Consider the following 26,978-nt stretch of genomic DNA (forward strand, 5'->3'; position numbering starts at 1 on the left):
TCCAGATTCAGACATAAAAAAACCACCGCTCATCATTCTGAGCCGGTGGTTTTTAACTTGTGGAATCTTGCTGTTCTCTGACAACTTACTGTATCTCTTGACTTAGCTTTCTCAAGCTTAGGTGTATCTTACTGATTTTAAGGGAGTAAAAACGGTCAACTTTGACCGGTTTAAACTCGACACAGTAAATCCGCCAGGTTCGGACATAAAAAAACCACCGCTCATCATTCTGAGCCGGTGGTTTTTAACTTGCGGAATCTTGCTGTTCTCTGACAGCGTACTGTATCTCTTGACTTAGCTTTCTCAAGCTTAGGTATATCTTACTGATTTAAAGGGAAGAAAACCGGTCAATTCTGACCGGATTAGACTTTTTCCTATCTTTTTTATGCAAACAACCTGGTATTACACCTCAGCTTTAAAAGTGAATGCATCCAGCGCGTCGATGGATGCCAGATCTGCCACCTGTAACTCCGCCTCATTACTTCTCTGACGCAGCGCTTCACGCTTTTCCAATTCTGCCTTATAGGCCGCATTTGCCTCTGTTCTTTCAACCTCTGAGCCACCCAGCTGCGCGAGCTGCACTCGCTCATGCGCTTTGGTGACACGCCACAGCTGCGCCTCAAGGCAATCATACACAGCACGTTTAATCTCATCGATCAACATAGCCTTACGTGAAGCAATGGCATCTTCACTCAGGTGCGGCGGCACGTAACCAGCAATAAAGGCGGCTGCAGACTCATCATTCCAGGCTTCGCCGGTCTGTGGATGCACCAGCCAGTAGTTTCCCTCGATTTTCATGCCTTTATCGGCAAAGTATTCGCAACTCATGTTCTCTCCTTAAAATGCGCGACAGGTACGGCCGAGGCCGTGATAATTGTGGGTGAAGTGCTCATTAATCACCCCGGTGTGACTATATGGATTGATACACATAATGGCATTGGCCATTATGCCACCATGATACCCCGCCGTATCTGGTTCTGAGCGATAAGAGTACATACCCAATAACTCACCTGACATACTCTCAAGTGCCACGGTAGCCTCTCCGGTGCCAGTTGCATTCCCTGAAGTTGTAGCCGCCCGAGAGCTATTCATAAAGAAATAGTTTACGGGTTCTAATTTTAGTTCAGGTGTAAAGCGATAATGCGCGCAGTAGCGACTCCCTCCCATTTTCACTGTATTGTTAAATACACCGAAATACCCATAATAATCCCAAGGTTGACTCAGCTGTGCTTCCTGGCCTGTTAAGCGTCTGATACCATAAGGGTAATTCAGGTAATGATGTATCATTTTAACCGTAGTAAAATCACCGTTGTCCACATATGCCTGTAGTTCTGACTCGTTCGCAATAGCTGTCGTAGTGATAACGTTTCCATCACGATATTTTTCAATCAGTAAAGACGTGTTTTCGTCGACCATAAGCAGGCAATGCTTCTGATTGTCGTACAATACTGCTACATCAGCGTAGCTATGACTGGTGATGGAAGGAACACCATATTGGTCCGTCGCATTCAGGTTTTTTTTAGGCTTACTCATTGACGTAAAGCCTTGCGAACGAACGTAGACCCCCCCATAGTTTGCCACTCCAGTAGCCTGAGAGTCCTGAGTACTATAGACAATGTCATACTCAATATCCGCCGGATTGTCTTTACTGCCCAGTGGTAAATAAGCGCTGGCACCATAAAGATAAGTCGTACTCGTCGGGTTTTGTGCAAACGAATTTGAGTGTACAAAGCTGCTATGTGTAATGCTTCTGCCACTTCCATCAGCGAATAGCTTTAAGTACTCCAGCCGGCTTTGCTCATAGCTGTTGTTATAAGTGAAGCAGGGTCTGACTAGAAACGTTTCGCCACTGTGGTCATAGACTGCAAATACCGAAGTGGTACGCGCATAGTTGCCTGAAGTGTGATTTGTTTCTATGGAATTAATCCCAAACAAGGGTCGTATCTGATTGGTAAAAGCCCGTCCCTGCAATGCTTCAACCCGAGCCAGGCTCGGCGCCATTGCATCCAGCTGATCCAGTTTAGCCGCTTTGCCTTCAAGCGCGGTGCCATTGTCATTGAGTGTCTGTGCTGCCTGTTGCAGGCTGGTCTGGCTGACCTGAGCAACCTGTTGCAGTGCTGTGGTGGCCTCATCAATATGCGATTCTGCCACGGCCACAACAGCCTGTTCCAGTTTTTCGTTATCGGCCAGTTTGGTGATTGCATTACTGACCAGCGCCTGTTCTTCGGCACTAAGCGGTTGTTCGCCTTGCATGTCGGCGACCAGTTTGTCGACCATGACCTGCACGGCAGTTTGTATACTTGCCATAAATTCCTCGTTGAATGATTTAGAAAGTAAATGAAGGGGCCTGCACTACAGCGCAAGCAGGGGTTCACCTAATAGCTGGTTCAGGCGGCTGCGACGCAGCTTTTCCTGCACCGCAAGATACTGTTGCTGTTGAATGTGCTGTTGCTGAAATAACTGCGTGTCTACTGCCGTCAGGGCATTAGCCAGCCGCACTACATCTTGTTGCAGCAAATTGTCCGGATGCGGCAGAGGCAGTGAAAAATGCGGGGTAAGTGGATTATGCATACCGCCTCCTTAGATAGAAAATGCCCGTAAAGCGCGCACTCGAGGACGCTCCGTATGGCTGCCAGAAAGCAATAATTTTACCCGGGCACTGCGCTCGGTCAGGCTATCCAGCTGGTAATGACACAACTGCCAGCCTTCATCCGCGGCCTGTGTCGATTTCAGCGGCACTTCAAGCCAGCTGTCGCCCTGCTCAATCAGTACCGTGACTTTCGCAACCCCTGGTAGCTGGGCTTCAAAACTCACTTTAAGACTGCCATCCACTTCACAAGGGATCGCCCGGGTCACGTAATCAGCCTGCTCCGCCACGGTGCCCAGTGCAACCTGGACGCTTTCAAACAATACCGGAGACTGGGTCTCGGTGCCGGTCAGCCTGGCACTGACATTAATTATTTCTGTGGCTTTGTTAGCTAGCCGGACGGACTGCAACTCCTGTAAGCTGAACGTGCCCGTGCTTTCGCCTGAAAACTCAAGTTGTAGTTGGGTGTCACTCCCGGGGCGCTCTGCAACAGCCAGAGCAAGCAAGTCTGTGTGGCCATCCAGCGCCACCTCGCCCAAAGCCACCTGACTTTCTGTTTGCGTAAAGCGCGCCGCTTTAAGACGAAACGCCAGATCGCGGTTCTGATGCGGTGTCCAGGTTGACGCATTACTTGAAGACAGCAACACACCGACCTGGTAAGGCTGGCTGGTTACCCATCCACTGTCACTGTCAAACTTGCCCAGTTCAGCAATCGCCACTTCATGCTCATCACCATCCGTGAGCACCACTATCGCGTATTCTTCGCCGGCATTAAGCGACACCGGAGTAAACTCAAATAAGGTCGGTTCACCCCCAAGTTTAATGTCACCTTGCTCTAATGTCGCCTCTGCCAGCACCGTCTGGTTGGGGATCCCCAGTTCGGTTTCGCGGATCTGTACGCGGACCGCTTCCTTTCCTGTCTTTTTAAACCACAGCTCAACGGCGGCTATAAAGCGGCGCTCAGGTAAGGTAAAGGTTTGCGCCAATGGGTCATAACGCACCGTCACTATTGAATTGATACGTCGTACGGTTTCGCTGCGAATGGTGGCATTGCCGGTATAACGCGCCTGCCCCATCGAGTCTTTTTCACCTATGAAACGCACATCTTTGCTGCCCACCGGCACATTGCCTGGGATCAAAAATCGGCCACGTATCTGGCCGTTGCTGTCTGCCTTGATCATTAAACCTCCTGAGCCTGGACACTGATCCCGTCAAAGGTCACCCGCTCCAGGGTTTCCTGCGGACCAAATCCGGAAATAGTAAAGTTCACCCAACGTGAACGCATGAATTGAGCCTGACGCGTGGTGCGGCTCAGTACCTGAGTGCTGGTGCGTGTGCGCGTTAACCTGCGCAGTCCCCGGCCAATATCAAAACGTCGGGTGACGGGGCTGGTCCAGCTACGGCTTGTCTGGGTCCAGTGGTCGACACTGGGTGTCAAACGCACCGTGGCTGGAATAGGTTCCACCGCCTGATAGGGATTGACCTTCATGCTGCCAGTTTGTTTGGTTTGCGCCAGCACGTCTTCAAGTTCATAAGGCAAGGTCAGTACATTGCCGCTCGGCAAAGGCAGTTCAACAATATCGGCGCTCAGGGGTAAAATAAGCTCACCATCGACAATCGCTGCCGTTTGTTCAATGCCGGCATCACGCATATCATCATCAATGAAAGGATCAACAAATACGCCGAACTTACTGGCAGACTCCTCACTGTTGGCGTCATTGCGCAAACGCTCAATTGCCAGCAACTGATATAAATCACTGATCTGAGACTGCATTTGTTCCAGCTCTGACATAGAGACCGCCCTGACTGCAAGGTTTTCGATCTCCGGCGCCTGATCGGTAAACCAGCTCTGACTCACCTGCGCCAGTGGCAGATGATTGGCCGGCACTTTTGGCGCAACGGGCAGCTGATGCGCCGGTTGTCCTTTAATGCGTTTGAGCTGGCCAAAGCGGTCCAGCACCACAAGATCAATACGCGGCCGATACCACTGATAATCCACTGTGATCAGGGCATTCTCAACCAGCTCTCCCTGTGGCTGCTGCTTTTGCAGGGTAAAACCAAACTCATCATGTTCAATTGCCACCTGAGTACGAAAGCGGTATCGCACCTCAAACTGGCTGCCTGGGGCGGGTTCTTCACCACTGAGCTGCCAGCTGATGTGATTCCGTAAGAAGAGGAAGTCAACGCCAGCAACAAAGGTCGTCTCTCCCTGCGTGACACTCAGGATCTCCAGTACTGACTCATCCGGAAGCAGATCCTCTCCACCTGCCAGTTGAGCCCGAGTCAATATCGCGCTTTTTTCAATGCTGACATTCACTTCTTCTACGGCTTTCACCGGGAAGAAGTCCAGGTCAACCCGCATACTGCGCGCGCCATCGTCAGATGCCGGTACACTGATAAATGCCTTTGGCTCTTCTCTGACCGTGCCAATATCCGGGTCCCAGTCAAAGGCAGTGCTGCGCGCGGTATCAAAGGCGACTTCATAACCCTGAATATGCGCTTTACCCTCTTGCAGGCTAAAGACCTGCTGATCGGCTTCACGGTCACGATAACTCAGCGCCATGCCTTCCACGACATAACTGCCGCCGTTGGCTTCGCGGTCATAACGGGCCAGTGCCTGAGTCACCGCATCCAGCTGAGGCGGTGCTTGTTTGATGATCAGCACACCATCTTCAATGCGGTGTACGGGGTAAAACGCATCTTCTTCGGCCAACGCGTCCTCTCGCAGTCCCCACTGACAATGCTGCTGTAATCGGGCGGCGCCTGGTTCATCATAGTTAAGGGCATTGACGGCCGGATCTCTGAGCGATGGATCTTCAATTTCCGTTACAACACTGTGAGTTAGCCAGACACCTATATCAACACCACCTTGCAGCGCAATAGTAAATGTGGCTGCGGGTATCTCTCTGATATGACCGTCCAGATAAACCTGGGCCGCGCTCAGCTGAACCTCTCCGGATACGGCGTCTATCACGACATCGTCGCCAGACACCAAATCGCCATCTTTGAGCAAGACATCGGCAATTCCTTTCACCTGATCCCGTACCTGAGATTGTAAATCGTTCAGCTCCCGGCTTTGCAAACCACGCCCAGAACGAAACAGCAGCCGCTCATAGCCATTGGCTTTATCATAATTGTGATAATAATCCTGTAGCATGGGCTCTCCTAAAAACTCATCACAAATTCAAAACTTTCCCGGACGCCTGGCTCTCTGACCAAAGGCGCCCGGTGATCCAACAACAACAAAGTCCCCGTTGATGCGATTTGCTCCGGCGGTACATAGACCTGCCCCGCTGCCACATCAGCTGTGAACGTCGTGCCTGAAAAGATCCCCAGTTCGCGAACAGTCTCGCCCTGTGCATCTTCAAAATCGAAAACGAATTGGCAATAAACATGACGCGTAGGTTCAGCACTGTGGCGATAACGCGCCCCCTGAACATCGATGTCGCCTTGCTCATCCGGCTCACAAAAACCCTGAAATTTAACTTTGCGATACCCTAAGGGATCAGCCAGTTGCGTGGCACTGATGGGTTCGGATGGTGGCGTCTGCCAGTTGCCATCACCGCGGCCCCAGGCCAGATAAAGAGAGGTTTGGGCTACGCTGCGCGCAAGCAGAGTCCGCCCGTTAAAGGTGAAAATAGACAATGTAACTCCTTGTTGAGTGGTTAGGTAAGTGAGTAATGGCACTGATCAAGCTGAGGTGTCTGACTGTCAGACCAGCTCACTGTTGACCAGCTTGCTTGCCAGAGTCCGGGTTGGGTTTGGATATGACTGACAATGGCACGTTGATGCGAAATACCAGCCTTAAGGTGACTTACAGGCGGTACACTGAGCACCAGCGTGCCCAGACGGTGATTGTGGACATGACCCCACAGCTGGCCTCGCTTGCGCAACACTTTACTCCCGCCCTGCGCAGACAGTTCCGTTCGTTCGCTGTGAGTACGCTGGCGAGACAACCTCACTTGCTTGCCATCTTTCAAGGTATAATGAAAGCCTGATTGCTCACTGAGCAGATCGCCAAACTGACCTGATGACAGCGCCAGCTCGCGAATATCGAGCTGATAAGTGATCCGAACCAGCTCGCTGCGGGCCGGTGCACTTAGCTCACTCAGTTGTGCCAGCCGATTGAGTTGCCACTCACCTGGTACACTATCAAGGTGCAATTGATAACGATAAAAGTGCCGAAGTGATCCCGATTCTTCAATGTGTAATAAGGGCACCCCAAGCCAACCAACCGCCATCGCCAGACTCGCTCGCGTACCTCGGATCCGCTGCCAGCTCAGCCCCTGCAAGAGCACTTGATCCAGGTTATCCAGATAAGGTTCCAGAGGATCCAAACCATATTCCCAGACCAGCCAGGGCAACAAATTGGGATTGGGATGAGACTTAAAGCCTCTGAGCAACGAAATACTTGCTTCCAGTGTTTGTGTAAGCTGCCCGTGCTGATCTAACGCCCGTTGTAATGGGGTGTGATTGGGTGGTACCAAAGGTGTATTAGCGGTTAAGTTTTCAGACATAGACTTACCTGCTTCAGCTGAACATATTGATTTGCCGCCACTTCGACCAAAGAAGCTGGAGTATGGATTTCAACATGCTTAACGCCCGCAACATGCAACTGGGCACTGAGCCAGCTGGGTGTCATTACCGTGCCGAGCGCCAGCTCTGTCTGCCACGCAGCACGCAGCTTCGCTTCCAGCTGCTCAAACACCCGTAAAGGCGTATTTGAGTTGAGATAAATATCAGCGTGGACATCCACCTCAATGGCCTCTGCCAGCTCTACGTCCACTGTATCGGTCAGTACTTTGACTTCATCACTGAGTACATAGCTGCGTACTTGCTGCAATGCCGCTGTCGGATCCTGATCCGCATGAAATAGCACCGCCACGCGAACCTTACCGGACTCGGGACTATCTACTTCCACGTCACGGATCGCACTGGGCGCGGCGGTCAATGCTGCGTTGCGATAGTGGTCTTTACTGCCCGCCGTACTTGATGCCAGAGTCTTTTGCCGGATCCGTTGACGGAACCCGCTATCGGCTTCATTGGCTGCCCTCAGGACACCGTAAAACAGCCCAAGCTGGTCCAGATCAGCATCCTGCGCTGTTGCCAGCAAGTTAGACTGTACGGCTTCATTTATGCGCTGTCGTAACAATAATTCGCGGTAACTTTCGACCTGCAAGCATACCGATAACGGATCGCTTTGCAGGGCCAATGCGTCTGCATACTGCGGCGCAAGGGCTTTAAACCGCGCCACCCGCGCCTGATAAATGTCTTCAAATTCAATAGATTCTAAAATATCGGGCGCAGGGAGCGCCGTAAAATCGAAAAGGTCGGTCATAGTACAACCTGTTTTAAGTGAACATAAGTGTGAAGCGAAGATGCGCTGGGCTGTAGTAATCATCAGCCAAAAACCGTAAGGCTGCTGACACACTTACAATAACCCGCACATTGCCCCAAGGAATGGCAAGAAATCCAGTTTCCTGAGTCAGATTAGGTAAACCAACAATTTATCTTAGGGTAGCTCTGGCCAGGTAACTTGCTCGGGATCCGTTAATCCATTCGGTAAGTCACGGAGTGCTTGACGATATTCAGCCCATACTTGCTGCTGCTCTGGCGCGATCGGTGCGTCCGGGATCTGCGTCCAGTCACACTCCTGAAGTAGCATGTTGCGTCGTTTTCTTAGTTCATCCAGTAACTGGGTCCGACAGGCATCATCCACAATACTTTCCGGTACACCCGCTTCCAGCAATTCCGCTTTTGTTGAGTTAATATATTCGATTCCCTGATACTTAATATTTGCCAGCATTAGACTGCTCCCCAAAATTGTAAACTCGTATTCGTCTGTGGTGTTAATCTCTCACTGACATCCATTCCGGATTTCACCGAATCGCTAAAGCCCCATACGGCGATAAAATCAAGCACTTTACCGTCAGAGACATCAACATCTACATTCAAAGGTTCCTGCGTGCACTTCCTCTTAATCACCGATAGGTACTTTCCGATGAACGACCAGGAATGCCAGCCAATCCATCCGCAATTATGGGCCGTAAACCACTGTGGATTTGCCACTTGCTTTAAGTGACAACCCTGAAACAAGATTGAGGCAGTGCCCAATCCAATCCCCTCTGGGTGGACGATACAGTCGTACGTCTCAAATTGCGTGTCCCGGAAATATAAATCAACGGTGCCACTGTGTTCGTTGTACCCCTGTAGAGTAACCATACCGTGGCGGTAAGGAGCAGACTTTTTACCAATTTCAGCAACCTGTCTGAGTGTGATATTCTTCGTCGCCAGATTCACCCCATTTGTGATCCTGATTGGATTAATAAAGTCACACAACTCACCGGCCGCACTATATTGTCGAAAGGCCTTAAACTCGATAATTGAAGTTTCTTTATTTCGTCCTGAAATTAACAAGTTACGACCAGGAGGGACATACAATTCCGTTTTCCAAGTGCAGATGGTGTTTTCAGGAATGATAATCTCAACACTCTGGTGCCCTGCTTCAAACTGTTCCCTGACTTGCTCGGCAACATCGACGTCACTGAGGGCATCTACTTTAGTGTAAATATTATATGCTGAACTCAAATAGCGACTGTTCGCTTCTTTCATAAAGCCCTGAAAAGACGTACGGGCTTCTGCTACTTCTTTGTCTATTACTGACGACTTAGCAATAACCTGACCGGTCAGTGCATTATTGGCTTCAGTCAGTTTGGCAATTTCCTCGTTTAATGAAACGAGACGTCCTTCCAACGTTTCTGTATTGGTTGACACAATTCAATTCCTTATAGTTAAAATGTACGGCGGGTATGCTTAAGGCTGAGATGGCTTGTTATGTACCAGCCACGAATTGTCAGGACTGGTTTGGGTTATCAGATAGCAACCCGGAGCCAGTTCGGTATCCGGAGGAGTGAACTGTTCGGCGTATACCTCTACATTTCGATAAAATGCCAGAATGCCACCACCAGTCGGCGAGATATCTGCTCTAAACTGTGGCATATATGTGAAGCTTCTTTCACCATTTACCATGCTGACATCTGCCGCAAAAGTAACATTTTGCATGGCAACCGTACCAACCCCGGCGAAGCGACTGTAGTTAACGGCAACAAAGTGCGGAAACAGTGCGCCTTCTCCCCCGTAAAGTACAATCACAGGGTAAAAATCATTGCTGCTCGAAAGTGAGTAATTCGCTCTGCCAATGTTCTCAAACAAGCGATTGTGCTCTAACGTAATATGCTTTTCAAAGTCACCATCAAACTGCAGCGCAATTCGGGTATTAATACCCCGCGTATTAAATGCCACTGCACCTGTACAGTGTAATTTCAGACCGTAATGGAGCCAATCCGTTTGTGTGTATGCTTCAAATTGAACATTACAGTCTGGTAGGATAACACCACTGAAATAATGCGTTTTTTCGTTAGCCGCCAATTTTATGCGTGCCGAGCAGCCGGCTGTTAAACGGCGGCATGCCTCAGTCAACGTTTGTAACGGTTGTTCCGGCGTTTTACCATCATGGTTATCGCTACCGATATTGGAGTCAGCATTTACATACAGTTCGGTTTCCAAGTGCGACTTGATGGCATTAATTGCGGTATCTGGCACTGAATTCAGGGCAGTATCAATGAGACCCAGCTGACTATTAACTTCATTCGTTAATAACTGAGCGCCGGCGACAAGGTTGGCATTTTCATCAATTAGCTCTGCAATTTTCTGACTCAGCGTCGTCATAATGCTTTCCTCATTTGAATTAACTGCTCATTAAAAGCTATTTGTCGTAAATTTGATTGGATCTGAGCACTGGCCATTTTTGTCTGAGCCAGTGCCATGGTGAGAAACTCTTCACCGTAGAACAGATTGAGGTCACCCGATGCGTGGATATCAATGCTATCTCCAGGCACAGCATTCAAGATCAGATCAAACCCCTGAACAATTTGTGCCAAGGGAGTCTGGTAGAACAATGCATTTTCGGGGTGAGACCACACCGCAAACAATGTTCTATTTTGATCATTAAGAAAAAACCCCACTTCACGCACGGCATATTGCGCTGTATCCTTGAAAGTCCCAGTCACGTTGTAATGACCTGCACCGACGACCTTACCACCACTCACATCGACTCTATTTCGCTCGTTTTTAAGCTGAATTTGGTCACGATGAGCGATATATCCTTGATCTCCCACTGCTATCTGCGCAATTTCAATCTTGATCCCCTGATCATGTGCGCTAACAGCGGCATTTAACCCCTGCTGTGTTATGACAGGTGTATACGTATTCATATAATGTCCTTTTAAATAAGAGTCATTTTTACACTTTGAATTGATAGCGTATTAGCCTTTGATGCTACTTCTGACTCACCTTCAAACCGCATATAGCTCTGTTGTTCAAAGTTGCCGGTTCCAATACAGGACCCCATAGAACGCGCTGCCAGCACTATGCTATGCTCATCAAACTCAGCCCCCTCATCGTTCAGCTGGTTTGTACTGTCTGATATTGAAGGTTTGTCTGTTCCAGCTATCGCGAATAACTCAGTCCTGAACGTAAAAGCAGGACTTGCTTGCATGTTGAGCTGGCTCATGGAGTGCGAGGCTGCCATATTGCTCAGCGAACACTCAGCAGATTGCGCAACCCCAACGCGAAACTGGATTTGACTACGACATGGTTTAGTCGCAGCCACTGTTTGCCACAGCTGTGCCTGAAGTTTTGGCGTCAGTAATGTGTCCCCTTGCGGGTCCAGATTGTCATGGGCCAGTGCCAGTAACTCAGCACTATGTGGTGCACCACCGGTTTGCCACCATTCCTGCAATTCAACACTGGCATTCAGGCTACGCAGCGACTGCTTAACTGCACCCGCGGTGCCTTTAATTCTGTGATTAGGCACACTGTCGGCAATCACCTGACGCTGAATATGCTCAGGCCAGAGATTATCCCAACTATCCACGCTTAACCCATCTGCCAGCCAGGGCAAAAAGTGCACCGGACAGTGCCATGGGTCCCAAAGTTGCGAGAGTGATACAGGCACCTGGGTGATGCGACTTGCTGCGTTATCCAATGCCCGCTCAAGCTTACTTGCCTGATTGGGTAGCAGTGACTCAGACATGCTCGCCTCCGATGTCAACTTCAATTGCGGTGCAATAAGCTGCTTCATCCTGATCCACCGTGATGTCCCACTGTGGTTCGAGTAACTCAACCCGCTGTACGCCTTCACGATGCAATACCGCATACAGAGCAGATAAAGAAATATCATGACCGAGTTTGCGGTGCTCATTGAGCCAATCTGAGGTGGTTTTTATGGCCAGCTGCTTAATGGCATCGCTATCCATCCCTGGATATAAATACAAGCGAGCATTGATGGTAAAACTGCGGATAGAAGCGGGTATCACCCTGACTCTGTCCGTCAGTGGACGGATCTCATCTTGGTTGAGATACGTCTGGACTGTATTCAATAAAGCGTCCGATGCCAGGCCCGAGCCCTCATCACTGAGAATGGTCACTGCCACATCACCCGGCATCGGCTCGCTTAATCCCGCATTTGATGTACAGGTCAGCACGAATGCGCTTGTCGCGCTGTCGTCAGTCACTGAAGCACGCTCGAATTCAGGTGCGGATACATACACATCCCGTACCTTCGGTGAGGCTTTCATAGCATGAAACACATAAGCGCCCGCGGGTCCCGCAGTACTGAATCCTTCCAGTGCCAGGCGAATGCGTTCACGATAACGCTCATCACTTTCATACTCCGCTGGCACTGAAGGAACCGCTTTGGCATTGCCTGGTGAGGTTACAGCACGTTCAACGCCAAAACGTGCCCCCAAATAATCCAGCTCAGTGCTGCTGGCTTTGGCCAGTAATACAGCTTCAGCCGCCTCATTTATACGCTGCCGCAACAGCATTTCCCGATAGGCAAAGGCCTCTATGAGCTTAATGGCGGGATCACTGGCATAATCCAGCACTGCCCCGTCATAGCGTTGGGAAAAATCCGCCACAATCGCGGTTTTTATCTCATCAAAACTCAGCTGCTCTATCAGCTTGGGCGTAGGTAAACGGGCCATATCTATGGCACTAAAATTGGTCAGAGACATAGCAGCTCCTGATATTACAAGTTTGGAAATTAAGGCGGGCAGCGAAAAAATGTAGCGAGCGGGCAAGGGTTACAGCAGGTTGTTAACGCCATTGGCGCGTTCAATGATCTCCTGCTTTACAGTGTCCAACCCTTTGCTCTGATATGGAAAAGTCAGCTCACCCGTTGCCACTTTCCCTTCAATATCACCAATGCTGGCTTTCAGAGAGGTCACAGACGCTTTCACGTCTTCCAGGCTATTGGCTTCAGACAGTTTGTTGACGAACCCACTGAGTTCGTTGAGTAATAAGTGTGTCGTGTCCGACGTTGTACCAAGCAAGGACTGGCTGTCTGCTACTTGCTTTTCTACGTCACTACGAACCTGAATACGATTTATCATTTGTTGTTCTGTATCACTCAGCTCAACAGAGAATTCACAGTCACTCCCATAAAACTCAGCAACATACTGCTCAACAATACTGAGCGGTCTAGTCGGGTCTATGTACTGCTCTACAACTTGATTGTTTACTTTTAATTTGGCCATTTTACTCTCCTATGAAAACGTGGATGTCGGATGGTAATCGTAAGCAGACTGGTCTTTATGTCCAACATGAGGGAACTGTCCCCAGCCGGAGTCAAGTGGTACTTTGCCTGTTACAACTGCGGGAAGTGCAACCTGGACCACGACAGTTTCAGAACTATCCAGTTCCATGCCATGCGCAATTGGCACACAGTGCGAGTATTTGTTCCGACCGTCAAGAGCAACTTCTCCTCCACAAATTTTTGCCGGTTCATTGGCTCTGAGCCCTTGGCACCAAGAACCTGTGGGTACTATCCCTCGAATGTGTTTAACCACTGCGGCTACCGTCATGTGCGTGGGACGACGAAAATATTGGTACATTAAGTGGGCATAAGTCTTAGATATTTGGCCATCAATTGTAACCTCACGATAGGGGTAGTATTCCAGCTCCCAGATATTGAAATTACCCGCAAAGTACTTTTCATCAGAATCTAAAGCACGCAAAAACTCACGTGCTAGCACACTGCGAGAATCCACTTCCTGATTTGTTTCTACCGTTTCAAGGAGTGTCGCTTTTTTCAAATTACCCGTGTCCCAAAGTTTCGGAACATTTCCATTATCATCTGGCACCAGAGCCTGATTTCTGGTTACTCGAAAATGTGACTGTGTATTCAAATACTGGCTTAAGGCAGTGTCTACCTTTGCCAGATGCTGATCCGTTTTGCTCTGTGAAGCACTAATAGCCGCATTGAGCGCGCTATCAATACTCTGAATTTTGTTGTCTACCGTGCTGGTCAGGGCTTCTGAGGCTTCAACCAGGCTGGCAATATCGTGTTCTAATGCCATATATTTCTCCGTTTAAATTTGAGTTAAAAAGTGTCTAAATTGAAGTTCTTGGAAACTGCGCTTTAATGGCGTTACGTGCGCCCAGCCAGCGCTCACGGGCCTTGCCAGCCTGCGGGCTGTGTTCACCATACTCAGCGCATGCCGCCAAAAACTGAAATGCGAGGCCGTCACTGTGCTGTTGATAGGCCTGCACCCGGGCAGCATCAACGTGCGCCTGATGTTGCAGTGCTTTGGCTTGTTTGAGTAATTTTATGGCCTCTTCGGCCAGCTGTTGTGCCCGCTCAGGAGCCGTGCTGTATTGCGTCATCGTAGTGCCTCCTTGTGTATTCTGTTCTGGTGCCTAAAGCACGCCGTTGTCCATCAGTGCAAACTTGAGTTTCAGATGTCGATGCATATTGCCGATTTGTGCCTTGCCCATTTTGGCCAGCTCAGGGGCCACCAAAATATTGAACTCAACCCCCTGATCGATCACTGTGATTGAGTCTGATGGCACGCCTGTCAGGGTCAGGTCAAACGCCAGTAGCAACTCAACGTCATTGGATTTATAAGCGATTGACTCGGTTGGGGAAGAATACACGGCGAACAACACATGCTGTATTTGTCCATCGACTTCTTCTTCGGTGTAAAAACCGATTTCATTGACGAAAAAACCCTCTCCCGCTATCGGCTCAGCATCACGCACCGTGAGGTGTAGCTGTTTGCCATCGGCGAGTGTTTTGGCACTGGCCAGATCCAGTTTGTATTTCTCGTCCTGCAGACGAGTGATCCCTTCATGGGGCTGATAACTACCGCTGCCCAGACCCACTTTACTGATTTTGGCTTTAAAACCACCTTGTTGCGCTCTGAACAGCGCCGACAAGCCCGCCGAAGTGATCACGGGCTGAAGTAAAATACTCATTGTTAGAAACTCCTTTATGCAGGTGCGCCAAGCGTGCCGTAGCAACGCACGGCACTCACCCGACGGCGACTGATATGCATCACCGGGGCGGCGCAACTGACACTGTTAATAAATTCATCGGGAATACGCTGATCCGACAGTCCTCTGAAACGAACAACCTGCACAGGTCGGCGTGTCATACAAAATGCCTGGCGTAAACCGCACTGAGAGATCCGGTGACGCAGTTTATCCACTCCTGCACGGTGTCTGAGTACCTGATAACGCTTATCGGATAGAGACGCAGCCACAGACACACTCGCCTGGCTGTCACGCTGTTTGGCTTTGTCGCCAATACAGGGCTCAACCGCACCATATAAGCGCTTATGCGTGATCGGATGGACAATTGCCCCCGCCGCCGCAGCGCTCGCCATTTTCATCCCCACCAGGAAATCAAAGTGCGCCTTTTGTGGCTTAGTCTGGTTGGTCACCCGATGGATAGCATCGTAAAGGCTTTGATCCAGCTTGACGGCCCGACTGGTATAAGGCAGCGCATTAGCCCACGCAATAAAAACGAAGGTATGTGGTTCTTTGCTTAAGTAAGGCGCCAGATAAACATCATCGGTATCTTCAAACCACTCAAAAAACTCCAGCTCCAGACCCAGCGAAGAGAGCGCTCGTTTCACTGAGCCGACGGTTCCCTTGTGCTTGTGGATCGGAACTGAGCGAGCGATTAACGCCCGTTTGGTTTCGCTCGGCCAGTTTTCATCCCATTCATCCACCGACAGGGCCCATGCCAGCCAGGGCAGCAGAGACTCCGGGCACGTTTGCGGATCCCAGAGCTTGGCCACATGCTCAGGTGTGACACCCCGCTCTGCATAGTGTGTGCCTGCACTCAGGCTGCGTTCTAATTCAGAGGCACCTGGCGGCAGTAAATCAGTACTGACTGTCACAACGACCTCCTAGAAAAAACTCAAATGCAGCGACAAACTCACTGCCTGCGTATCTTCGGGCGTTATGTCATCCGAAGGTGACAATAATTTAATTTTGCGCACCCCGCCCTGATGTAACAGATCGATAATTGCAGAGTGCGGGATCTCTTTACCCAACCGGGTATGCGCCTGATTAAATGCATCCAGTGCAGTATCAATCGCCAGTCTGACCTGCGACTCATTCACACCCGGATTAAGATAAACGTGGGCTTCAACAGGCACGCTGGTTGGCCTGGTGGCCGATACCTGCACCTGATCCGTCAATGGCCGAACATCCTCATGATTCAGATGGTCTGACACTGCACTTTGTACCGCTGCCAGATCAGCACCTATGTCGGTCAGTACTGTTACTTCAACCACGCTGGGTGTGCTCGATGTAACATGAACATCCCGTACCCGAGCGTCTGCGAGCAAAGACTGAAACTGATAAGCACCTGTCGTACCGGCCATACTGTGGCTTTCTAAAGAAAGCGGAATACGCGCCCGATAACGCTCATCATCTTCTGCATCAGCCCGTGCAACACCAAACAAGCCACCGAGGTGATCAAGATTACTGCCTGAGGCGAAGGCCAGCATCACCGCTTGTGCAGCGTCGTTCACCCTTTGTCTCAGAAGCAATTCCCGGTAGGCAGCAACCTCCAGCACTTTGATGACAGGATCAGATGCCAAAAAGCTGTGTTCAGGCAAACGGTCCGATATCGCCTCAACTAACTCAGCGCGGATCTCTTCGTAGTTCAATGTTTCTATCACCGCTGGTGGTGCCAGGCGTGACAGATCTATCGCGGTATTCATAGGTCAATTCCTCAGGCAAAAACTGTCCGGCCCGAACAGCCTTGCTCAGGTAAGTCAGTTTCAGTCAATGTGTAGAAATGTGGTGACGGTACTTCACGATACGCGTGTCGGTATCGACCGCCCCGCTGGCTAACCGTTGTTTCGTTTAGCACTCAACAATGCGTCGAGCTTTTTATCGATAGAGTCAAGACGCTTTTCAATGCGCTTCTGGTCCTCTTTGCGGATTTGCTTGAGATGTGCAAGCTCCTGCGAATTCGTGGTGATCCGCTTGTCCAGATCATTGAGATATAAAATGCCTGACACCAACAGTGCAATGGTGGTCAGGATATGAGCCAGATTCAGCTCCTTTTTCATTTGCCATTGGTCGGCTTGCATGGTTTGGCCACCTCCTCATTCATAGTTTCCCCCAATTTAAGATTGCCACTGCCCACTGAGCATTTGCTGCGCCAGCTCCTCTGCGCGCTCAGGAACTTGTCTGGCCCAGCGACTATCCAGCATTTCCAGTGCTGCTCGCTCAAAGTCGCCATGTTGTACTGCATCAAGCATGTTACTGAAACCCAGCAACCCTCGCACACCGAGGTTGAAGGCCATATTTGTCAGCACTGCCTGACGAGCTTCATTGCAATGAGAGATATCAACACGACGCCGCACACCAGCCTGAGCATTGGCCACATCCTGTGCCAATAACTGCTCCGCTTCTTCCTCAGCTATACCATTTTGTTCCAAATTTCTGCCATACCCTATCGTGAGTTTGCCAGCCGTGCAGTAATAAGGAAAACGACGGAATCCCTCATGTTTTTTTATCTGCTCAACCGTATTCATAATTGTCATTGTGTTCCTCCTTATGGCTGACACAAGCTCTGAAGCAGACTACGCTCAGCTTTAACGAGCCAAAACTCTAACGAGCGTTTTGAGTCAAAACCCAGCGTTTTTGCAACCTGTGCAATGTCTCCTTCAACCAGATACTTACCGCGCAGTGCACGGATACATTCAGGCCTAAGTTGTGCAATCTGCTGTGTCAATGTCTCTATTTCTTCAGGCACGCTCATCATATCGCTGCTCACATAACGGGCACTGGAATCACCTACTCGCTCGGTCACGGCCTGACGGCTAAACCCTTTGCCCAGTTCTTTTGCACGCCAGAAACGACCCCAGCGTTTTAAAGCGGCGCGTAACTGCTTAATGGTTGGTTGTGTCATCATCATTGATCTTTCCTATTACTTCTAAAATATCGAGTGCATAAACATCCTCGACCAGACCGACAACGTCGTTCCACCTAGGGCTGTATTCTTTGTTTTCCCAGCGTCTCAGCGTGCGCTCTTCGACGCCATAATGTGCTGCTGACTCAGCCTGCGTATAACCTCTTAAGAGACGGGCAAATCTCAGGATATCTGCCCCCATCGGGGTTCTTTTTTGCTGCGTTAACCGCGGCTTTGCATACATATATTGCTTCATCGTTTTCCTTATACTGTGAAGTCATTCATCAAACAAAACAGCGTCCCTTAAATGGCTAACAAATTGCAGCACTCGTATGTGCCAGGCCGCGAAGGTAAGCGGTTGTAGACAATGGTGGCCACTGTTTATTTCTCTGGTCATTGAATTAAACTGGTGCGTATGTGAACCTGGCTTACTGGTCACAAGCCCCATGTAACATCCGCTGTTCTGAATGTGCTGGCGCAGGGAATGAAGGAAAAGTGCGCTGATGCCAAAACTGCATCACATGTTTACAACTCCATGTCGTAGCTTTATCAAGCTTAGGGCTATAATACCGTTTTCATTGGCCCGAAACAGGTCAAAAATGCCCTAACAATTATAAAGTTAAAATTTATCCCTGAATCTTGTAAAAGCTAACTAGCGACTCGCGATAAAAGCAAACCAGATTAACAATTGTAAAATTTGAAAGGGTTTTCTTCACAAATTGGCCAGTGTGTCAGACAAACATTGCCCCCGTGCACGGCATTCACTAAAATAACCACATCTAAATAAAGAGAAGCAAAATTCATGGCTCAATATATCTATACAATGTCGCGGGTGAGCAAAGTCGTACCACCCAAACGCACAATCTTAAAAGATATTTCTCTGTGCTTTTTTCCAGGTGCCAAAATTGGTGTGCTTGGTCTAAATGGTGCAGGTAAATCAACCCTGCTACGTATCATGGCCGGGGTAGATACCGAGTTTGAAGGGGAAGCACGTCCGCAGCCAGGCACAAAAATTGGCTACCTGCCTCAGGAGCCGGTGCTGGATGAAAGCAAAACGGTGCGCGAAACCATTGAAGAAGCAGTGGGCGAAGTAAAGCGTGCACTGAGCCGTCTCGACGAAGTATACGCAGAGTATGCAATGGAAGACGCCGACTTCGACGCCCTTGCTAAAGAGCAAGGTGAGCTGGAAGCCATTATCCAGGCACACGACGGTCACAATCTGGACAACGCGCTGGAACGTGCCGCAGATGCACTACGCTTACCTGAGTGGGATGCTAAAATTGAGCACCTGTCAGGGGGTGAACGTCGCCGGGTTGCAATCTGTCGCCTGTTACTTGAAAAACCAGACATGCTGTTACTGGACGAACCAACCAACCACCTGGATGCTGAGTCAGTGGCCTGGTTAGAGCGTTTCTTACATGACTACGAAGGCACTGTCGTTGCCATTACCCACGACCGTTACTTCCTTGATAATGTGGCGGGCTGGATCCTGGAACTAGACCGTGGCCATGGTATTCCGTGGGAAGGTAATTACTCTTCGTGGCTGGAGCAAAAAGATGCCCGCCTGAAACAGGAAGAGAAATCTGAAAAAGCACGCCAGAAGTCTATTGAGAAAGAACTTGAGTGGGTACGTTCAAACCCGAAAGGCCGTCAGGCTAAATCTAAAGCTCGTATGGCACAGTTCAGCGAACTTCAGCAGTCTGATTACCAAAAACGTAACGAGACCAATGAACTGTTCATCCCACCAGGGCCTCGCCTGGGTGATCAGGTAATTGAAGTCAATAACCTGACCAAGAGCTTTGGTGATCGCGTCCTAATTGACAACTTAAGCTTCTCAGTGCCTAAAGGTGCTATCGTCGGTATTATCGGTGCCAACGGTGCGGGTAAATCAACCCTGTTCAGAATGCTCAGTGGTCAACACCAACCGGACAGCGGCGACATTGTACTGGGCGAAACCGTAGAGCTGGCGACCGTTGAGCAGTTCCGCGACGACATGGATGGCAACAACACCGTATTCCAGGAAGTATCTGATGGCCAGGACATCCTGAAAATTGGTAACTTTGAAGTGCCCAGCCGTGCGTATGTTGGCCGCTTTAACTTCAAAGGCAATGACCAGCAGAAATTTGTGAAAGAGTTGTCTGGTGGTGAGCGCAACCGTTTGCACCTGGCCAAACTGCTCAAGGCCGGTGGTAACGTGATCCTGCTGGATGAGCCTACCAATGACCTGGACGTGGAAACCCTGCGTGCACTGGAAAACGCGATTCTGGAATTCCCGGGCTGTGTCATGTGTATCTCGCACGACCGCTGGTTCCTTGACCGTATCGCAACCCATATTCTGGATTACCGTGACGAAGGTCAGGTGAACTTCTTCGATGGCAACTACACAGAATATGAAGAATGGCTGAAAAAGACCTACGGTGCCGAGGCCGCAGAGCCTAAGCGCATCAAGTACAAAAAAATTGGTTAATCGCCAATAATGCCAGATATGAGCCCTGACTTTCAGGGCTTTTTTATACCTACTCAGAACGAGAATTTGTACCAATCTACATAACTAATGCGTACTATTTCAAGGCGAGAAAAGTATCGTTAACCAGGTAAAGATTTTGCGGTTTAGGCACCTAGATAAGAAACTTTTAACGCCGCTAGTGCCAAATTTTCGCCTGCAAATCGAACAAGTTGTAAGTGGTATTGGTATTAGTGGAGACTGGGGCAAAAACTAGCTAAGCTATAGATAAACAAGCTAAGAGAATACTGATGAAAGAACGTAGACGATTTTCACGCGTACTGTTTTCTAACCCGGCGGTGTTGATGACGGCCAGCGGCGATTACAAGTGCGAAGTCATCGACCTGTCACTCAATGGCGCTTTAGTGACTTTACCTGTTGGGTATGTGCCCCTTAGAGATGAGCCGGCCAGCCTGCGCTTTGCCCTGCCGCAAAGTGACATACAGATAGCCATGGAAGTACAGGTCCGTCATATTGAGGAATGTCACCTCGGTGTACACTGTAATCAGATCGACCTCGACAGCGTCACGCATCTCAAGCGTCTGATTGAACTCAACCTGGGGGATGATGACGTACTTCACCGCGATCTGGAACAGCTACTGCTACACGACTAAGCACTGCATTAGCTGAGTTTTCTATCTGACTCGCTTGTCGCAGCCAGAAGTAATGGGCTCCCTACTGATAGCACTTTACTATTCGGATACGAATTAAAGTGTGCAGACTAGCATTTATTTCCACCGCCCCAGCCAGGCTAAAGACAGAAAAGGGTGACTAACAGCCCTTTTCTGCAGTGTTTCATTTAAACCTCTGACCGTCTTAGTTTGGCCAGGTGTTACAACGACGCTCGGTAATACAGTCTGCATCCCAGGTCATACAGTAGTATGGTTGATCTGACCAGCATGCATAGTAAGACCCAGCTCCACCAGCAACCTTAGGTGTCTGACCTTCAAGTTTTTTTTGTTCAAAAGTTAAACGCTTCAACTGTTTTTTGTTGAGGTTAAGCTTCATAACTGTTTCCTTGTAGTTCGTTTAGGTAATGACAGTTGAGCATAACATGAGCGACCCGGGTTAATATTTTACTTTTATTTCACTCTGGACTTATTTTTACGTTGCTTTTGAAACAAAAAACGGGGATATCTAAGTTCCTGAGACTACACAAACAACCAATGAAAGCTCTATCAAATGAAAATGTACGCTTACCTGCAAAAATGACATCAAAACTGCGGGCAGTGCAGCAAAACTTACGACTACCGGTCACATGGCAACACTAATCAAACAGGAATGCACCAGACTCGCTAAATTAAACTCATCAGGCGGGCTTTTCAGAACATATCGCCTTTATACACTCCTACCCACGTTAGCTGACACTTTTATATAGCAGTATTACTGCATTGGATTCGCTCTGCTTCACCACACTTAACTTCATGGTTATTAATAACAAATAGAGAATTGTCTACAAATAGCGGATTCATGGATGTTGCACTTTATCAATAAGGATTATGCTCTCAGACAAAAACGTCACCATATTGTGATGGTTTTGTGATAATTGCGGGAGTGATTCTCAATAATTTACCTGCATGCTTGTTAGGGTCAAATCCAAACAACAAGAGTAAATTATGAAAACACGCATCATCCCCCTCATCACAGGTATTTTATTAGCATCCGGTACAGCCAGCGCTGCATCACTCGACGTGAAGATCACCAACCTGACACAGGGGATCTATTTCACCCCGTTATTAGTGAGCGCACACACCAGCGATGCCATGCTGTTCAATGCTGGCGAAGCCGCATCTGAAGCACTCACAGCCATGGCAGAAGGTGGATCACTGGCCGGTTTAAGCGAAATATTGACAGGCATCAACGCCAACACAATGGAAAATCCAGCCGCAGGACTACTCGCACCGGTCACTTCAACCATGACCAGCCTGGAAACCGATGAAGGCAATGACCGCTTGTCAATTGTCGCGATGATGCTGCCAACCAATGATGGATTTGTTGGCCTGAACAGTTGGCCGATCCCCACTACACCTGGTACTTATCATATCTATCTGAATGCCTATGATGCAGGTACCGAAGCAAATAATGAACTGATTGTAGATGGCTCAGGTGCACCAGGCACGCCAGGTATTCCCGCCTCTCCGGGCGTTGACCCAGGTACTCAGGGCAGTGGTGTTACGGATATGGAAGAAAATGCGTTTGTACATATTCACCGCGGCAATCTGGGCGATGATGACACAACCGGTGGAAAAAGTGACCTACATAACACAGTACACCGCTGGTTGAACCCCGTTGCCAAAGTTACCGTAACCGTTAAGTAAGGGGCCCGCCATGAAATTATTTAGACTCACCCTGCCTGCGGCCTGCTTAGTACTGGCTGCCTGTGGCAGCGATAACGACGATAACATGCCCGTTACTATGCCCGATGATGATATGAACATGGTCGATGACCCGGCTCCCGCAGATCCCGATCCTGCTGACCCTGATCCAACGGACCCGACTGACCCAACTGATCCGACAGATCCAACAGACCCCACGCCAACCACAGTGGAGTTAATGATCACTGCAACTAACCTTACTTACGCTCAGCCGCTTTCTCCCATTGCCGTTGCGCTGCATCAGGAAGGACAATTCTGGCAACTGGGCGAACCGGCAATCGATGCACTGGAAGTATTAGCAGAAGGCGGGGATAGCAGCGGCCTGCTGGCACTCGACGTCGTGCAAAGCCAGACCTCTGCAACCGCGCCCCTACCACCTGGGCAAAAAACCGAGTTGACGCTGACCCATGACTCCCTGGATGGACAAAAGTTGTCTTTGATTTCCATGATGGTGAATACAAATGATGGCTTTACCGGTCTTAATGCTTTGGATGTGTCTGCAATGACAGTAGGTCAAGTGATGACATACACGACACATGCCTATGACGCGGGCACAGAGGCCAATACGGAAGCCCAGGGCACCATACCTGGCCCAGCCGATGGTGGTACAGGGTTTAGTGCCGAAAGAGAAGCGTTAAACAAGGTGGCCATGCACCCAGGTGTGGTTGGTATGGATGACGGGCTGACAACGTCGGTGTTAACAAGCAGCCATAAATTCGACAACCCGCTAATGACGGTTACCATTACCAGAACCAAGTAGTCTCCCAGCCGCTCCGTGACCGTTGCGGTCACGGAGCACTGACAACCGGCAGCAAACACCGGTGTGGAGACCTGCTATGCAGCAAAAAGTGCTTATCGTTGAAGACGATGCTGATATTGCCGATCTATTACGCGTTCACCTGAACGAGCTAGATCTCGGCGTTGATCACCTTGCCAGTGGAGATCTGGTTATGCCACAACTGACCAATCAACATTATGCCATCGTGATACTCGATATCATGCTACCTGAAGTGGACGGTCTGACACTGTGCCGGGAAATCAAAACTCGCTACCCTAAAACTAGCGTGATCATGATGACCTCCAAAAGCAGTGAAATGGACCGGATCATTGGTCTTGAAATGGGCGCAGATGACTACATTTGCAAGCCATTTAGCTACCGGGAGTTTCAGGCCCGAGTCAAGGCCCAGCTCAGGCACATCAAGCTGCTGCAAGAACCACAGCAACAACCTAGCTCAAGCACAACCAACCCGGTGGTCATTGGCCAGCTGCATATTGATCCCCACTATCATGAGCTAACCCTCAAGCAAATGCCTGTCGACCTCACCGCGACTGAATTTGATTTAGTGCTGTTTTTTGCCCGCCATCCCAACCAGGTGTTTTCCCGGGCCCAACTACTTGAATCAGTCTGGGGCTATGATCATCTGGGATATGAGCACACCGTTAATTCTCATATCAATCGTATTCGCAACAAATTTGAGCAAATAACTGAGCACGCCATCATAGAAACGGTGTGGGGTGTAGGCTATAAACTCAATGCCAAACCGCTACAGCAGGAAATGCAATGACCCTTTCACTTTATCACCGTCTGGCGTTGACTATTACGGCCGTCTTTATGCTGATCGTGTCTGTCTTTGTATGGTGGACACAGAACCTGTCCTCCGTTTCCCGTGCGCAGGCAGAACAACAGCTGCACATTGGACTGGCTGAGCATCTGGCGCAGGATAACCCCTTGTTGCAACAGGGTGTATACGACTATAAAGCACTGGAAAACCTGTTTCATACTTTAATGGTACTGGGCCCGGCATTTGAATTTTACTTTGTCGACCCAAGCGGCAAACTACTGACCTACTCGGCAAAACCTGGTGAGGTAAAACGTGAGTCAATTGACCTGGGCCCGCTAGTGCAGCTGATCAAATCACCTGCTAAGCTCCCGGTTTATGGGGATGACCCCCGTTCGCTTGACGGCAGTAAAATCTTTTCTGTGGCACCTGTGTACAACGAGCAGAAATTGCAGGGGTATCTGTATGTCATTATAGGCTCGTCAATTTATGATTCGATTGTGGCGCAACTCAATAGTTCAGATCAGCTGGTGAAACAGGCTGTGTGGTTAGGGGTTTTTCTGCTGCTATTGTTTCTCACGCTGCTACTGCTGTTCCGTTTTATGACCAAACCGCTGAAGCGGCTGAATCAATATATTCATACCGTTGAACACCATAAATTTGATATCAAACAAGCCCCCCTGCTCAGTTGGCAGCAGCAGGATAACGAAATCCACCAGCTCGGCAATGGCATTAACACCATGCTGCAAACCATCAATCAACAGATGTCGCAACTGACCGCAGTGGATGAACAACGCCGCCAGTTGCTTGCCCACCTGTCACACGACCTGCGCACACCGCTGGCCTCTTTGCAGGGGTACCTGGAGCTGGTGGAGCGAGGTGCTGCCTCATCAGGTGAAATGCAACGCTATATGAGTATTGCATTAAAGAACTGTACGCAGCTTAAAAACCTGATTGATCAAATATTTGAACTGGCACACCTGGAATCCGGCCACACTCAGGTGCACTTTGAAGTATTTAACATGGGTGAACTGATATATGATGTGCTGGCCAAATTTGCCCTCAAGGCACAACAGGCGGACATCACGTTGTGCGTCACCCCCACCGAGTGTGACTTTGTGGTCTACTCAGACATCGCCAAACTGGAAAGGATAATGAGTAACCTGATTGAAAACGCGCTGCGCCATACGCCGGCTGGTGGCACCATCTCCATTGCAGTGACCGCCAAAGACGGTGGCTATGACATCGCTATTCAGGATACCGGCGTGGGGATCAGCCCCAAAGAGCTGCCCTATATCTTTGAAGCACGCTACCAGGCTAGCAACAGCAAAGGCTGTAAAAAAACCCATGCAGGTCTGGGACTGGCGATCACAGCTAGGTTATTACGGCTTTTGAAGTCGGAGATTAAGGTCAACAGCCAACTTGGTGAAGGCAGTGAGTTTGTGTTTCAGGTCCGTGGCACTGAGTGATTACTCACTCAGTGTTTTTAGTACCTGTTCCGCTTGGCGTTTTTTAAACGTAAACACGCCTGTCACCATAAGCAATGCTGTCAGTCCAATCACCCCCTTAACCATCTCCACGCTTCCTACAAGATACGGAGTCAGGGCATAGAGTAGTAGAACCAGAACAAACAGTAGCGTGGCCTTAATGCTGAGATCCCAACGAAAAATCTCCTCCCTGAGCAGCTGTTGATGCACTTTGAGTCCCGCTGATAGCTGTTGAGTTTTTATTATACCTAAACTGGCTGCACGGCTTTTATTGACCATAATGTACATACTCCCACCCCAGAAGCAGCCAAAGCCCAGCCACAGTTGCGTCACCAGAGGGACGGATTCAAGTATTGCACGCACAAACCAGACGCTCACCAACAGCAATATCAGTGTCTCAATGACAATACTAAACCAAAGCCTGAAACGCTGCTTTTTGTGACGCTGAATACACCTTTCCAATGCCAGTGATGACGTTGGCGTCGACTGCCACAACTGTGCTAAATCCGAAAAGTCATGATTATCCATCAGCTATTCTCCTTCAATTGTTCAGCGAGTTGTGCTTTAGCACGATGCAGTCGGATCCCGACATTGGCCTCACTGATCCCCAACACATCACTGATTTGAGCCGTATCAACCCCTTCAAGTTTGAGCAGCATCACCTGCCTGAGACTCAATGGCAGTCGATGTATAGCTCTGGTCAGCTGCTGTTGCTGTTGGTATTTTTGTATGTTTGACTCAGGTGAATCCGTACTGAGCGTATGCGCTTCGCTCAGTTCATCTTCTTTTTGTCTGCTGTGCTTACGAATGTGGTCGACCGCAACATTGTGGATCACCCGGTACACGTAGGTATTTAACTGACACTTGCCGTCAAAATGTCCAAGGGCGCGCCATAGCGCAAAGGCCATATCCTGCGTAAGCTCTTCACACAGGGAAGGCCGGTTTTCGTAGCCCCTTGCTGCGCGATTGATCTGCGGCCAGTAAGTTTCGACGATGGCCGATCTGTCCAGCTCCCTGCCCCGCTCATTCAATCTCAGTTACCCCACTTTTATGATTGTGCCCGCATTAGTCGGCTGGGATCCGCATCTATTACAACATTTTTTTGTTTATTTTTAATTCTCACAATGCACCTAACTCTTCGCTACAGAAGCCAGCAATTAGCTATCAGGCACTTAAAAATTATTAAAAAA

33 protein-coding genes are annotated in these 26,978 nt (G+C 49.3%); 6 read left to right on the plus strand and 27 right to left on the minus strand.

Annotated elements, in window-relative coordinates; all coding sequences use genetic code 11:
* Nucleotides 1-402: 402 nt before the first annotated feature.
* The 24 genes from MHN31_RS04005 to MHN31_RS04120 all read right to left on the minus strand — a co-directional run bounded on the left by MHN31_RS04005 (nucleotide 403) and on the right by MHN31_RS04120 (nucleotide 18,120).
* Nucleotides 403-828, minus strand: coding sequence for a hypothetical protein (locus tag MHN31_RS04005; protein WP_239443504.1), 426 nt, complete (start codon nucleotides 826-828; stop codon nucleotides 403-405).
* A gap of 9 nt (nucleotides 829-837) precedes the next feature.
* On the minus strand, nucleotides 838-2,307 hold the full coding sequence (locus MHN31_RS04010; RefSeq protein ID WP_239443505.1) for a hypothetical protein: 1,470 nt from the start codon (nucleotides 2,305-2,307) through the stop codon (nucleotides 838-840).
* A gap of 45 nt (nucleotides 2,308-2,352) precedes the next feature.
* Nucleotides 2,353-2,571, minus strand: coding sequence for a hypothetical protein (locus MHN31_RS04015; RefSeq protein ID WP_010385159.1), 219 nt, complete (start codon nucleotides 2,569-2,571; stop codon nucleotides 2,353-2,355).
* 9 nt (nucleotides 2,572-2,580) lie between these two features.
* Entirely contained in the window at nucleotides 2,581-3,768 is a 1,188-nt protein-coding gene (locus MHN31_RS04020) for a hypothetical protein (RefSeq protein ID WP_239443506.1), read from the minus strand.
* Nucleotides 3,768-5,744 (minus strand): DUF4815 domain-containing protein, encoded by a 1,977-nt coding sequence (locus tag MHN31_RS04025; protein WP_239443507.1) that lies wholly within the window; start codon nucleotides 5,742-5,744, stop codon nucleotides 3,768-3,770. The genes MHN31_RS04020 and MHN31_RS04025 overlap by 1 nt, the downstream gene beginning before the upstream one ends.
* An 8-nt stretch (nucleotides 5,745-5,752) precedes the next feature.
* Entirely contained in the window at nucleotides 5,753-6,232 is a 480-nt protein-coding gene (locus MHN31_RS04030; RefSeq protein ID WP_194867639.1) for a hypothetical protein, read from the minus strand.
* A gap of 20 nt (nucleotides 6,233-6,252) precedes the next feature.
* Nucleotides 6,253-7,104: a phage tail protein gene (locus MHN31_RS04035; RefSeq protein WP_239443508.1), complete on the minus strand. Its 852-nt coding sequence runs from the start codon at nucleotides 7,102-7,104 to the stop codon at nucleotides 6,253-6,255.
* Complete coding sequence (locus MHN31_RS04040; protein WP_125562284.1) at nucleotides 7,089-7,925, minus strand: baseplate J/gp47 family protein; 837 nt, start codon at nucleotides 7,923-7,925, stop codon at nucleotides 7,089-7,091. The genes MHN31_RS04035 and MHN31_RS04040 overlap by 16 nt, the downstream gene beginning before the upstream one ends.
* Nucleotides 7,926-8,099: 174 nt before the next feature.
* On the minus strand, nucleotides 8,100-8,393 hold the full coding sequence (locus tag MHN31_RS04045) for a tail fiber assembly protein (RefSeq protein WP_239443509.1): 294 nt from the start codon (nucleotides 8,391-8,393) through the stop codon (nucleotides 8,100-8,102).
* Nucleotides 8,393-9,361, minus strand: coding sequence for a hypothetical protein (locus MHN31_RS04050; RefSeq protein ID WP_239443510.1), 969 nt, complete (start codon nucleotides 9,359-9,361; stop codon nucleotides 8,393-8,395). Before MHN31_RS04050 ends, MHN31_RS04045 begins: the two co-directional genes overlap by 1 nt.
* A 39-nt stretch (nucleotides 9,362-9,400) precedes the next feature.
* Nucleotides 9,401-10,315 carry a hypothetical protein gene (locus MHN31_RS04055; protein WP_239443511.1) on the minus strand — a complete coding sequence of 305 codons (915 nt, stop codon included), beginning with the start codon at nucleotides 10,313-10,315 and terminating at the stop codon, nucleotides 9,401-9,403.
* On the minus strand, nucleotides 10,312-10,860 hold the full coding sequence (locus MHN31_RS04060) for a phage tail protein (protein WP_125562276.1): 549 nt from the start codon (nucleotides 10,858-10,860) through the stop codon (nucleotides 10,312-10,314). The genes MHN31_RS04055 and MHN31_RS04060 overlap by 4 nt, the downstream gene beginning before the upstream one ends.
* 11 nt (nucleotides 10,861-10,871) lie before the next feature.
* Nucleotides 10,872-11,681, minus strand: coding sequence for a phage tail protein I (locus tag MHN31_RS04065; protein WP_239443512.1), 810 nt, complete (start codon nucleotides 11,679-11,681; stop codon nucleotides 10,872-10,874).
* Nucleotides 11,674-12,663: a baseplate J/gp47 family protein gene (locus MHN31_RS04070; RefSeq protein WP_194867634.1), complete on the minus strand. Its 990-nt coding sequence runs from the start codon at nucleotides 12,661-12,663 to the stop codon at nucleotides 11,674-11,676. Before MHN31_RS04070 ends, MHN31_RS04065 begins: the two co-directional genes overlap by 8 nt.
* 69 nt (nucleotides 12,664-12,732) lie before the next feature.
* Nucleotides 12,733-13,185: a hypothetical protein gene (locus MHN31_RS04075; protein WP_239443513.1), complete on the minus strand. Its 453-nt coding sequence runs from the start codon at nucleotides 13,183-13,185 to the stop codon at nucleotides 12,733-12,735.
* Nucleotides 13,186-13,194: 9 nt separating this feature from the next.
* A complete protein-coding gene (locus tag MHN31_RS04080) occupies nucleotides 13,195-14,007 on the minus strand; it encodes a hypothetical protein (RefSeq protein ID WP_239443514.1) in 813 nt (270 codons plus the stop codon).
* 34 nt (nucleotides 14,008-14,041) lie between these two features.
* Nucleotides 14,042-14,314, minus strand: a complete 273-nt coding sequence (locus MHN31_RS04085) for a hypothetical protein (protein ID WP_125562266.1) — start codon at nucleotides 14,312-14,314, stop codon at nucleotides 14,042-14,044.
* A 33-nt stretch (nucleotides 14,315-14,347) separates the two neighbouring features.
* Nucleotides 14,348-14,905 (minus strand): phage tail protein, encoded by a 558-nt coding sequence (locus tag MHN31_RS04090; protein ID WP_125562264.1) that lies wholly within the window; start codon nucleotides 14,903-14,905, stop codon nucleotides 14,348-14,350.
* A gap of 14 nt (nucleotides 14,906-14,919) precedes the next feature.
* Entirely contained in the window at nucleotides 14,920-15,834 is a 915-nt protein-coding gene (locus tag MHN31_RS04095; protein ID WP_239443515.1) for a phage tail protein I, read from the minus strand.
* Between the two features lie 9 nt (nucleotides 15,835-15,843).
* Nucleotides 15,844-16,665, minus strand: coding sequence for a baseplate J/gp47 family protein (locus tag MHN31_RS04100; protein ID WP_239443516.1), 822 nt, complete (start codon nucleotides 16,663-16,665; stop codon nucleotides 15,844-15,846).
* 129 nt (nucleotides 16,666-16,794) lie between these two features.
* Nucleotides 16,795-17,040: a hypothetical protein gene (locus tag MHN31_RS04105; protein ID WP_010385180.1), complete on the minus strand. Its 246-nt coding sequence runs from the start codon at nucleotides 17,038-17,040 to the stop codon at nucleotides 16,795-16,797.
* A gap of 36 nt (nucleotides 17,041-17,076) precedes the next feature.
* Nucleotides 17,077-17,496 (minus strand): glycoside hydrolase family protein, encoded by a 420-nt coding sequence (locus tag MHN31_RS04110; RefSeq protein ID WP_239443517.1) that lies wholly within the window; start codon nucleotides 17,494-17,496, stop codon nucleotides 17,077-17,079.
* A gap of 11 nt (nucleotides 17,497-17,507) precedes the next feature.
* On the minus strand, nucleotides 17,508-17,870 hold the full coding sequence (locus MHN31_RS04115; protein ID WP_125562258.1) for a hypothetical protein: 363 nt from the start codon (nucleotides 17,868-17,870) through the stop codon (nucleotides 17,508-17,510).
* Nucleotides 17,845-18,120, minus strand: coding sequence for a helix-turn-helix transcriptional regulator (locus MHN31_RS04120; protein WP_125562256.1), 276 nt, complete (start codon nucleotides 18,118-18,120; stop codon nucleotides 17,845-17,847). Before MHN31_RS04120 ends, MHN31_RS04115 begins: the two co-directional genes overlap by 26 nt.
* A gap of 546 nt (nucleotides 18,121-18,666) precedes the next feature.
* On the opposite strand from MHN31_RS04120, the gene ettA reads away from it, so the two are divergent.
* Entirely contained in the window at nucleotides 18,667-20,331 is a 1,665-nt protein-coding gene (gene ettA, locus MHN31_RS04125) for an energy-dependent translational throttle protein EttA (protein WP_010385184.1), read from the plus strand.
* A gap of 287 nt (nucleotides 20,332-20,618) precedes the next feature.
* Nucleotides 20,619-20,981, plus strand: a complete 363-nt coding sequence (locus MHN31_RS04130) for a PilZ domain-containing protein (RefSeq protein WP_125562254.1) — start codon at nucleotides 20,619-20,621, stop codon at nucleotides 20,979-20,981.
* A 202-nt stretch (nucleotides 20,982-21,183) separates the two neighbouring features.
* Here MHN31_RS04130 and MHN31_RS04135 read toward each other — a convergent pair whose 3' ends face one another.
* On the minus strand, nucleotides 21,184-21,375 hold the full coding sequence (locus tag MHN31_RS04135; protein WP_125562252.1) for a hypothetical protein: 192 nt from the start codon (nucleotides 21,373-21,375) through the stop codon (nucleotides 21,184-21,186).
* 608 nt (nucleotides 21,376-21,983) lie between these two features.
* Between MHN31_RS04135 and MHN31_RS04140 the strand changes: the two genes are divergently transcribed.
* The 4 genes from MHN31_RS04140 (at nucleotide 21,984) to MHN31_RS04155 (ending at nucleotide 25,770) form a co-directional block, all read left to right on the plus strand.
* Nucleotides 21,984-22,685, plus strand: a complete 702-nt coding sequence (locus MHN31_RS04140) for a spondin domain-containing protein (protein ID WP_239443518.1) — start codon at nucleotides 21,984-21,986, stop codon at nucleotides 22,683-22,685.
* A 10-nt stretch (nucleotides 22,686-22,695) separates the two neighbouring features.
* A complete protein-coding gene (locus MHN31_RS04145) occupies nucleotides 22,696-23,502 on the plus strand; it encodes a spondin domain-containing protein (RefSeq protein ID WP_125562248.1) in 807 nt (268 codons plus the stop codon).
* A 76-nt stretch (nucleotides 23,503-23,578) separates the two neighbouring features.
* Nucleotides 23,579-24,307, plus strand: a complete 729-nt coding sequence (locus MHN31_RS04150) for a response regulator transcription factor (RefSeq protein ID WP_125562246.1) — start codon at nucleotides 23,579-23,581, stop codon at nucleotides 24,305-24,307.
* Nucleotides 24,304-25,770 (plus strand): HAMP domain-containing sensor histidine kinase, encoded by a 1,467-nt coding sequence (locus MHN31_RS04155; protein WP_194867632.1) that lies wholly within the window; start codon nucleotides 24,304-24,306, stop codon nucleotides 25,768-25,770. Before MHN31_RS04150 ends, MHN31_RS04155 begins: the two co-directional genes overlap by 4 nt.
* Here the strand turns inward: MHN31_RS04155 and MHN31_RS04160 are convergent, their stop codons facing one another.
* Nucleotides 25,771-26,316 (minus strand): hypothetical protein, encoded by a 546-nt coding sequence (locus tag MHN31_RS04160; protein ID WP_239443519.1) that lies wholly within the window; start codon nucleotides 26,314-26,316, stop codon nucleotides 25,771-25,773. It lies immediately after the preceding gene.
* Nucleotides 26,316-26,819: a sigma-70 family RNA polymerase sigma factor gene (locus MHN31_RS04165; RefSeq protein ID WP_194867630.1), complete on the minus strand. Its 504-nt coding sequence runs from the start codon at nucleotides 26,817-26,819 to the stop codon at nucleotides 26,316-26,318. The genes MHN31_RS04160 and MHN31_RS04165 overlap by 1 nt, the downstream gene beginning before the upstream one ends.
* Between the last annotated feature and the right edge of the window lie 159 nt (nucleotides 26,820-26,978).

It is taken from the genome of Pseudoalteromonas sp. McH1-42 (assembly GCF_022347845.1).
Lineage (GTDB): Bacteria > Pseudomonadota > Gammaproteobacteria > Enterobacterales > Alteromonadaceae > Pseudoalteromonas > Pseudoalteromonas rubra_D.

Excerpts from the sequence above, each read along its gene's own strand:
- MHN31_RS04160 (WP_239443519.1), bottom strand. The coding sequence starts at position 26,316 with ATGGATAATCATGACTTTTCGGATTTAGCACAGTTGTGGCAGTCGACG.
- MHN31_RS04015 (WP_010385159.1), bottom strand. The coding sequence starts at position 2,571 with ATGCATAATCCACTTACCCCGCATTTTTCACTGCCTCTGCCGCATCCG.
- MHN31_RS04110 (WP_239443517.1), bottom strand. The coding sequence starts at position 17,496 with ATGACAATTATGAATACGGTTGAGCAGATAAAAAAACATGAGGGATTC.
- MHN31_RS04075 (WP_239443513.1), bottom strand. The coding sequence starts at position 13,185 with ATGGCCAAATTAAAAGTAAACAATCAAGTTGTAGAGCAGTACATAGAC.
- MHN31_RS04115 (WP_125562258.1), bottom strand. The coding sequence starts at position 17,870 with ATGATGATGACACAACCAACCATTAAGCAGTTACGCGCCGCTTTAAAA.
- ettA (WP_010385184.1), top strand. The coding sequence starts at position 18,667 with ATGGCTCAATATATCTATACAATGTCGCGGGTGAGCAAAGTCGTACCA.
- MHN31_RS04135 (WP_125562252.1), bottom strand. The coding sequence starts at position 21,375 with ATGAAGCTTAACCTCAACAAAAAACAGTTGAAGCGTTTAACTTTTGAA.
- MHN31_RS04035 (WP_239443508.1), bottom strand. The coding sequence starts at position 7,104 with ATGTCTGAAAACTTAACCGCTAATACACCTTTGGTACCACCCAATCAC.
- MHN31_RS04085 (WP_125562266.1), bottom strand. The coding sequence starts at position 14,314 with ATGACGCAATACAGCACGGCTCCTGAGCGGGCACAACAGCTGGCCGAA.
- MHN31_RS04040 (WP_125562284.1), bottom strand. The coding sequence starts at position 7,925 with ATGACCGACCTTTTCGATTTTACGGCGCTCCCTGCGCCCGATATTTTA.
- MHN31_RS04090 (WP_125562264.1), bottom strand. The coding sequence starts at position 14,905 with ATGAGTATTTTACTTCAGCCCGTGATCACTTCGGCGGGCTTGTCGGCG.
- MHN31_RS04005 (WP_239443504.1), bottom strand. The coding sequence starts at position 828 with ATGAGTTGCGAATACTTTGCCGATAAAGGCATGAAAATCGAGGGAAAC.
- MHN31_RS04155 (WP_194867632.1), top strand. The coding sequence starts at position 24,304 with ATGACCCTTTCACTTTATCACCGTCTGGCGTTGACTATTACGGCCGTC.
- MHN31_RS04140 (WP_239443518.1), top strand. The coding sequence starts at position 21,984 with ATGAAAACACGCATCATCCCCCTCATCACAGGTATTTTATTAGCATCC.
- MHN31_RS04055 (WP_239443511.1), bottom strand. The coding sequence starts at position 10,315 with ATGACGACGCTGAGTCAGAAAATTGCAGAGCTAATTGATGAAAATGCC.
- MHN31_RS04080 (WP_239443514.1), bottom strand. The coding sequence starts at position 14,007 with ATGGCATTAGAACACGATATTGCCAGCCTGGTTGAAGCCTCAGAAGCC.
- MHN31_RS04150 (WP_125562246.1), top strand. The coding sequence starts at position 23,579 with ATGCAGCAAAAAGTGCTTATCGTTGAAGACGATGCTGATATTGCCGAT.
- MHN31_RS04020 (WP_239443506.1), bottom strand. The coding sequence starts at position 3,768 with ATGATCAAGGCAGACAGCAACGGCCAGATACGTGGCCGATTTTTGATC.
- MHN31_RS04025 (WP_239443507.1), bottom strand. The coding sequence starts at position 5,744 with ATGCTACAGGATTATTATCACAATTATGATAAAGCCAATGGCTATGAG.
- MHN31_RS04045 (WP_239443509.1), bottom strand. The coding sequence starts at position 8,393 with ATGCTGGCAAATATTAAGTATCAGGGAATCGAATATATTAACTCAACA.
- MHN31_RS04065 (WP_239443512.1), bottom strand. The coding sequence starts at position 11,681 with ATGTCTGAGTCACTGCTACCCAATCAGGCAAGTAAGCTTGAGCGGGCA.
- MHN31_RS04060 (WP_125562276.1), bottom strand. The coding sequence starts at position 10,860 with ATGAATACGTATACACCTGTCATAACACAGCAGGGGTTAAATGCCGCT.
- MHN31_RS04145 (WP_125562248.1), top strand. The coding sequence starts at position 22,696 with ATGAAATTATTTAGACTCACCCTGCCTGCGGCCTGCTTAGTACTGGCT.
- MHN31_RS04105 (WP_010385180.1), bottom strand. The coding sequence starts at position 17,040 with ATGCAAGCCGACCAATGGCAAATGAAAAAGGAGCTGAATCTGGCTCAT.
- MHN31_RS04070 (WP_194867634.1), bottom strand. The coding sequence starts at position 12,663 with ATGTCTCTGACCAATTTTAGTGCCATAGATATGGCCCGTTTACCTACG.
- MHN31_RS04120 (WP_125562256.1), bottom strand. The coding sequence starts at position 18,120 with ATGAAGCAATATATGTATGCAAAGCCGCGGTTAACGCAGCAAAAAAGA.
- MHN31_RS04130 (WP_125562254.1), top strand. The coding sequence starts at position 20,619 with ATGAAAGAACGTAGACGATTTTCACGCGTACTGTTTTCTAACCCGGCG.
- MHN31_RS04100 (WP_239443516.1), bottom strand. The coding sequence starts at position 16,665 with ATGAATACCGCGATAGATCTGTCACGCCTGGCACCACCAGCGGTGATA.
- MHN31_RS04010 (WP_239443505.1), bottom strand. The coding sequence starts at position 2,307 with ATGGCAAGTATACAAACTGCCGTGCAGGTCATGGTCGACAAACTGGTC.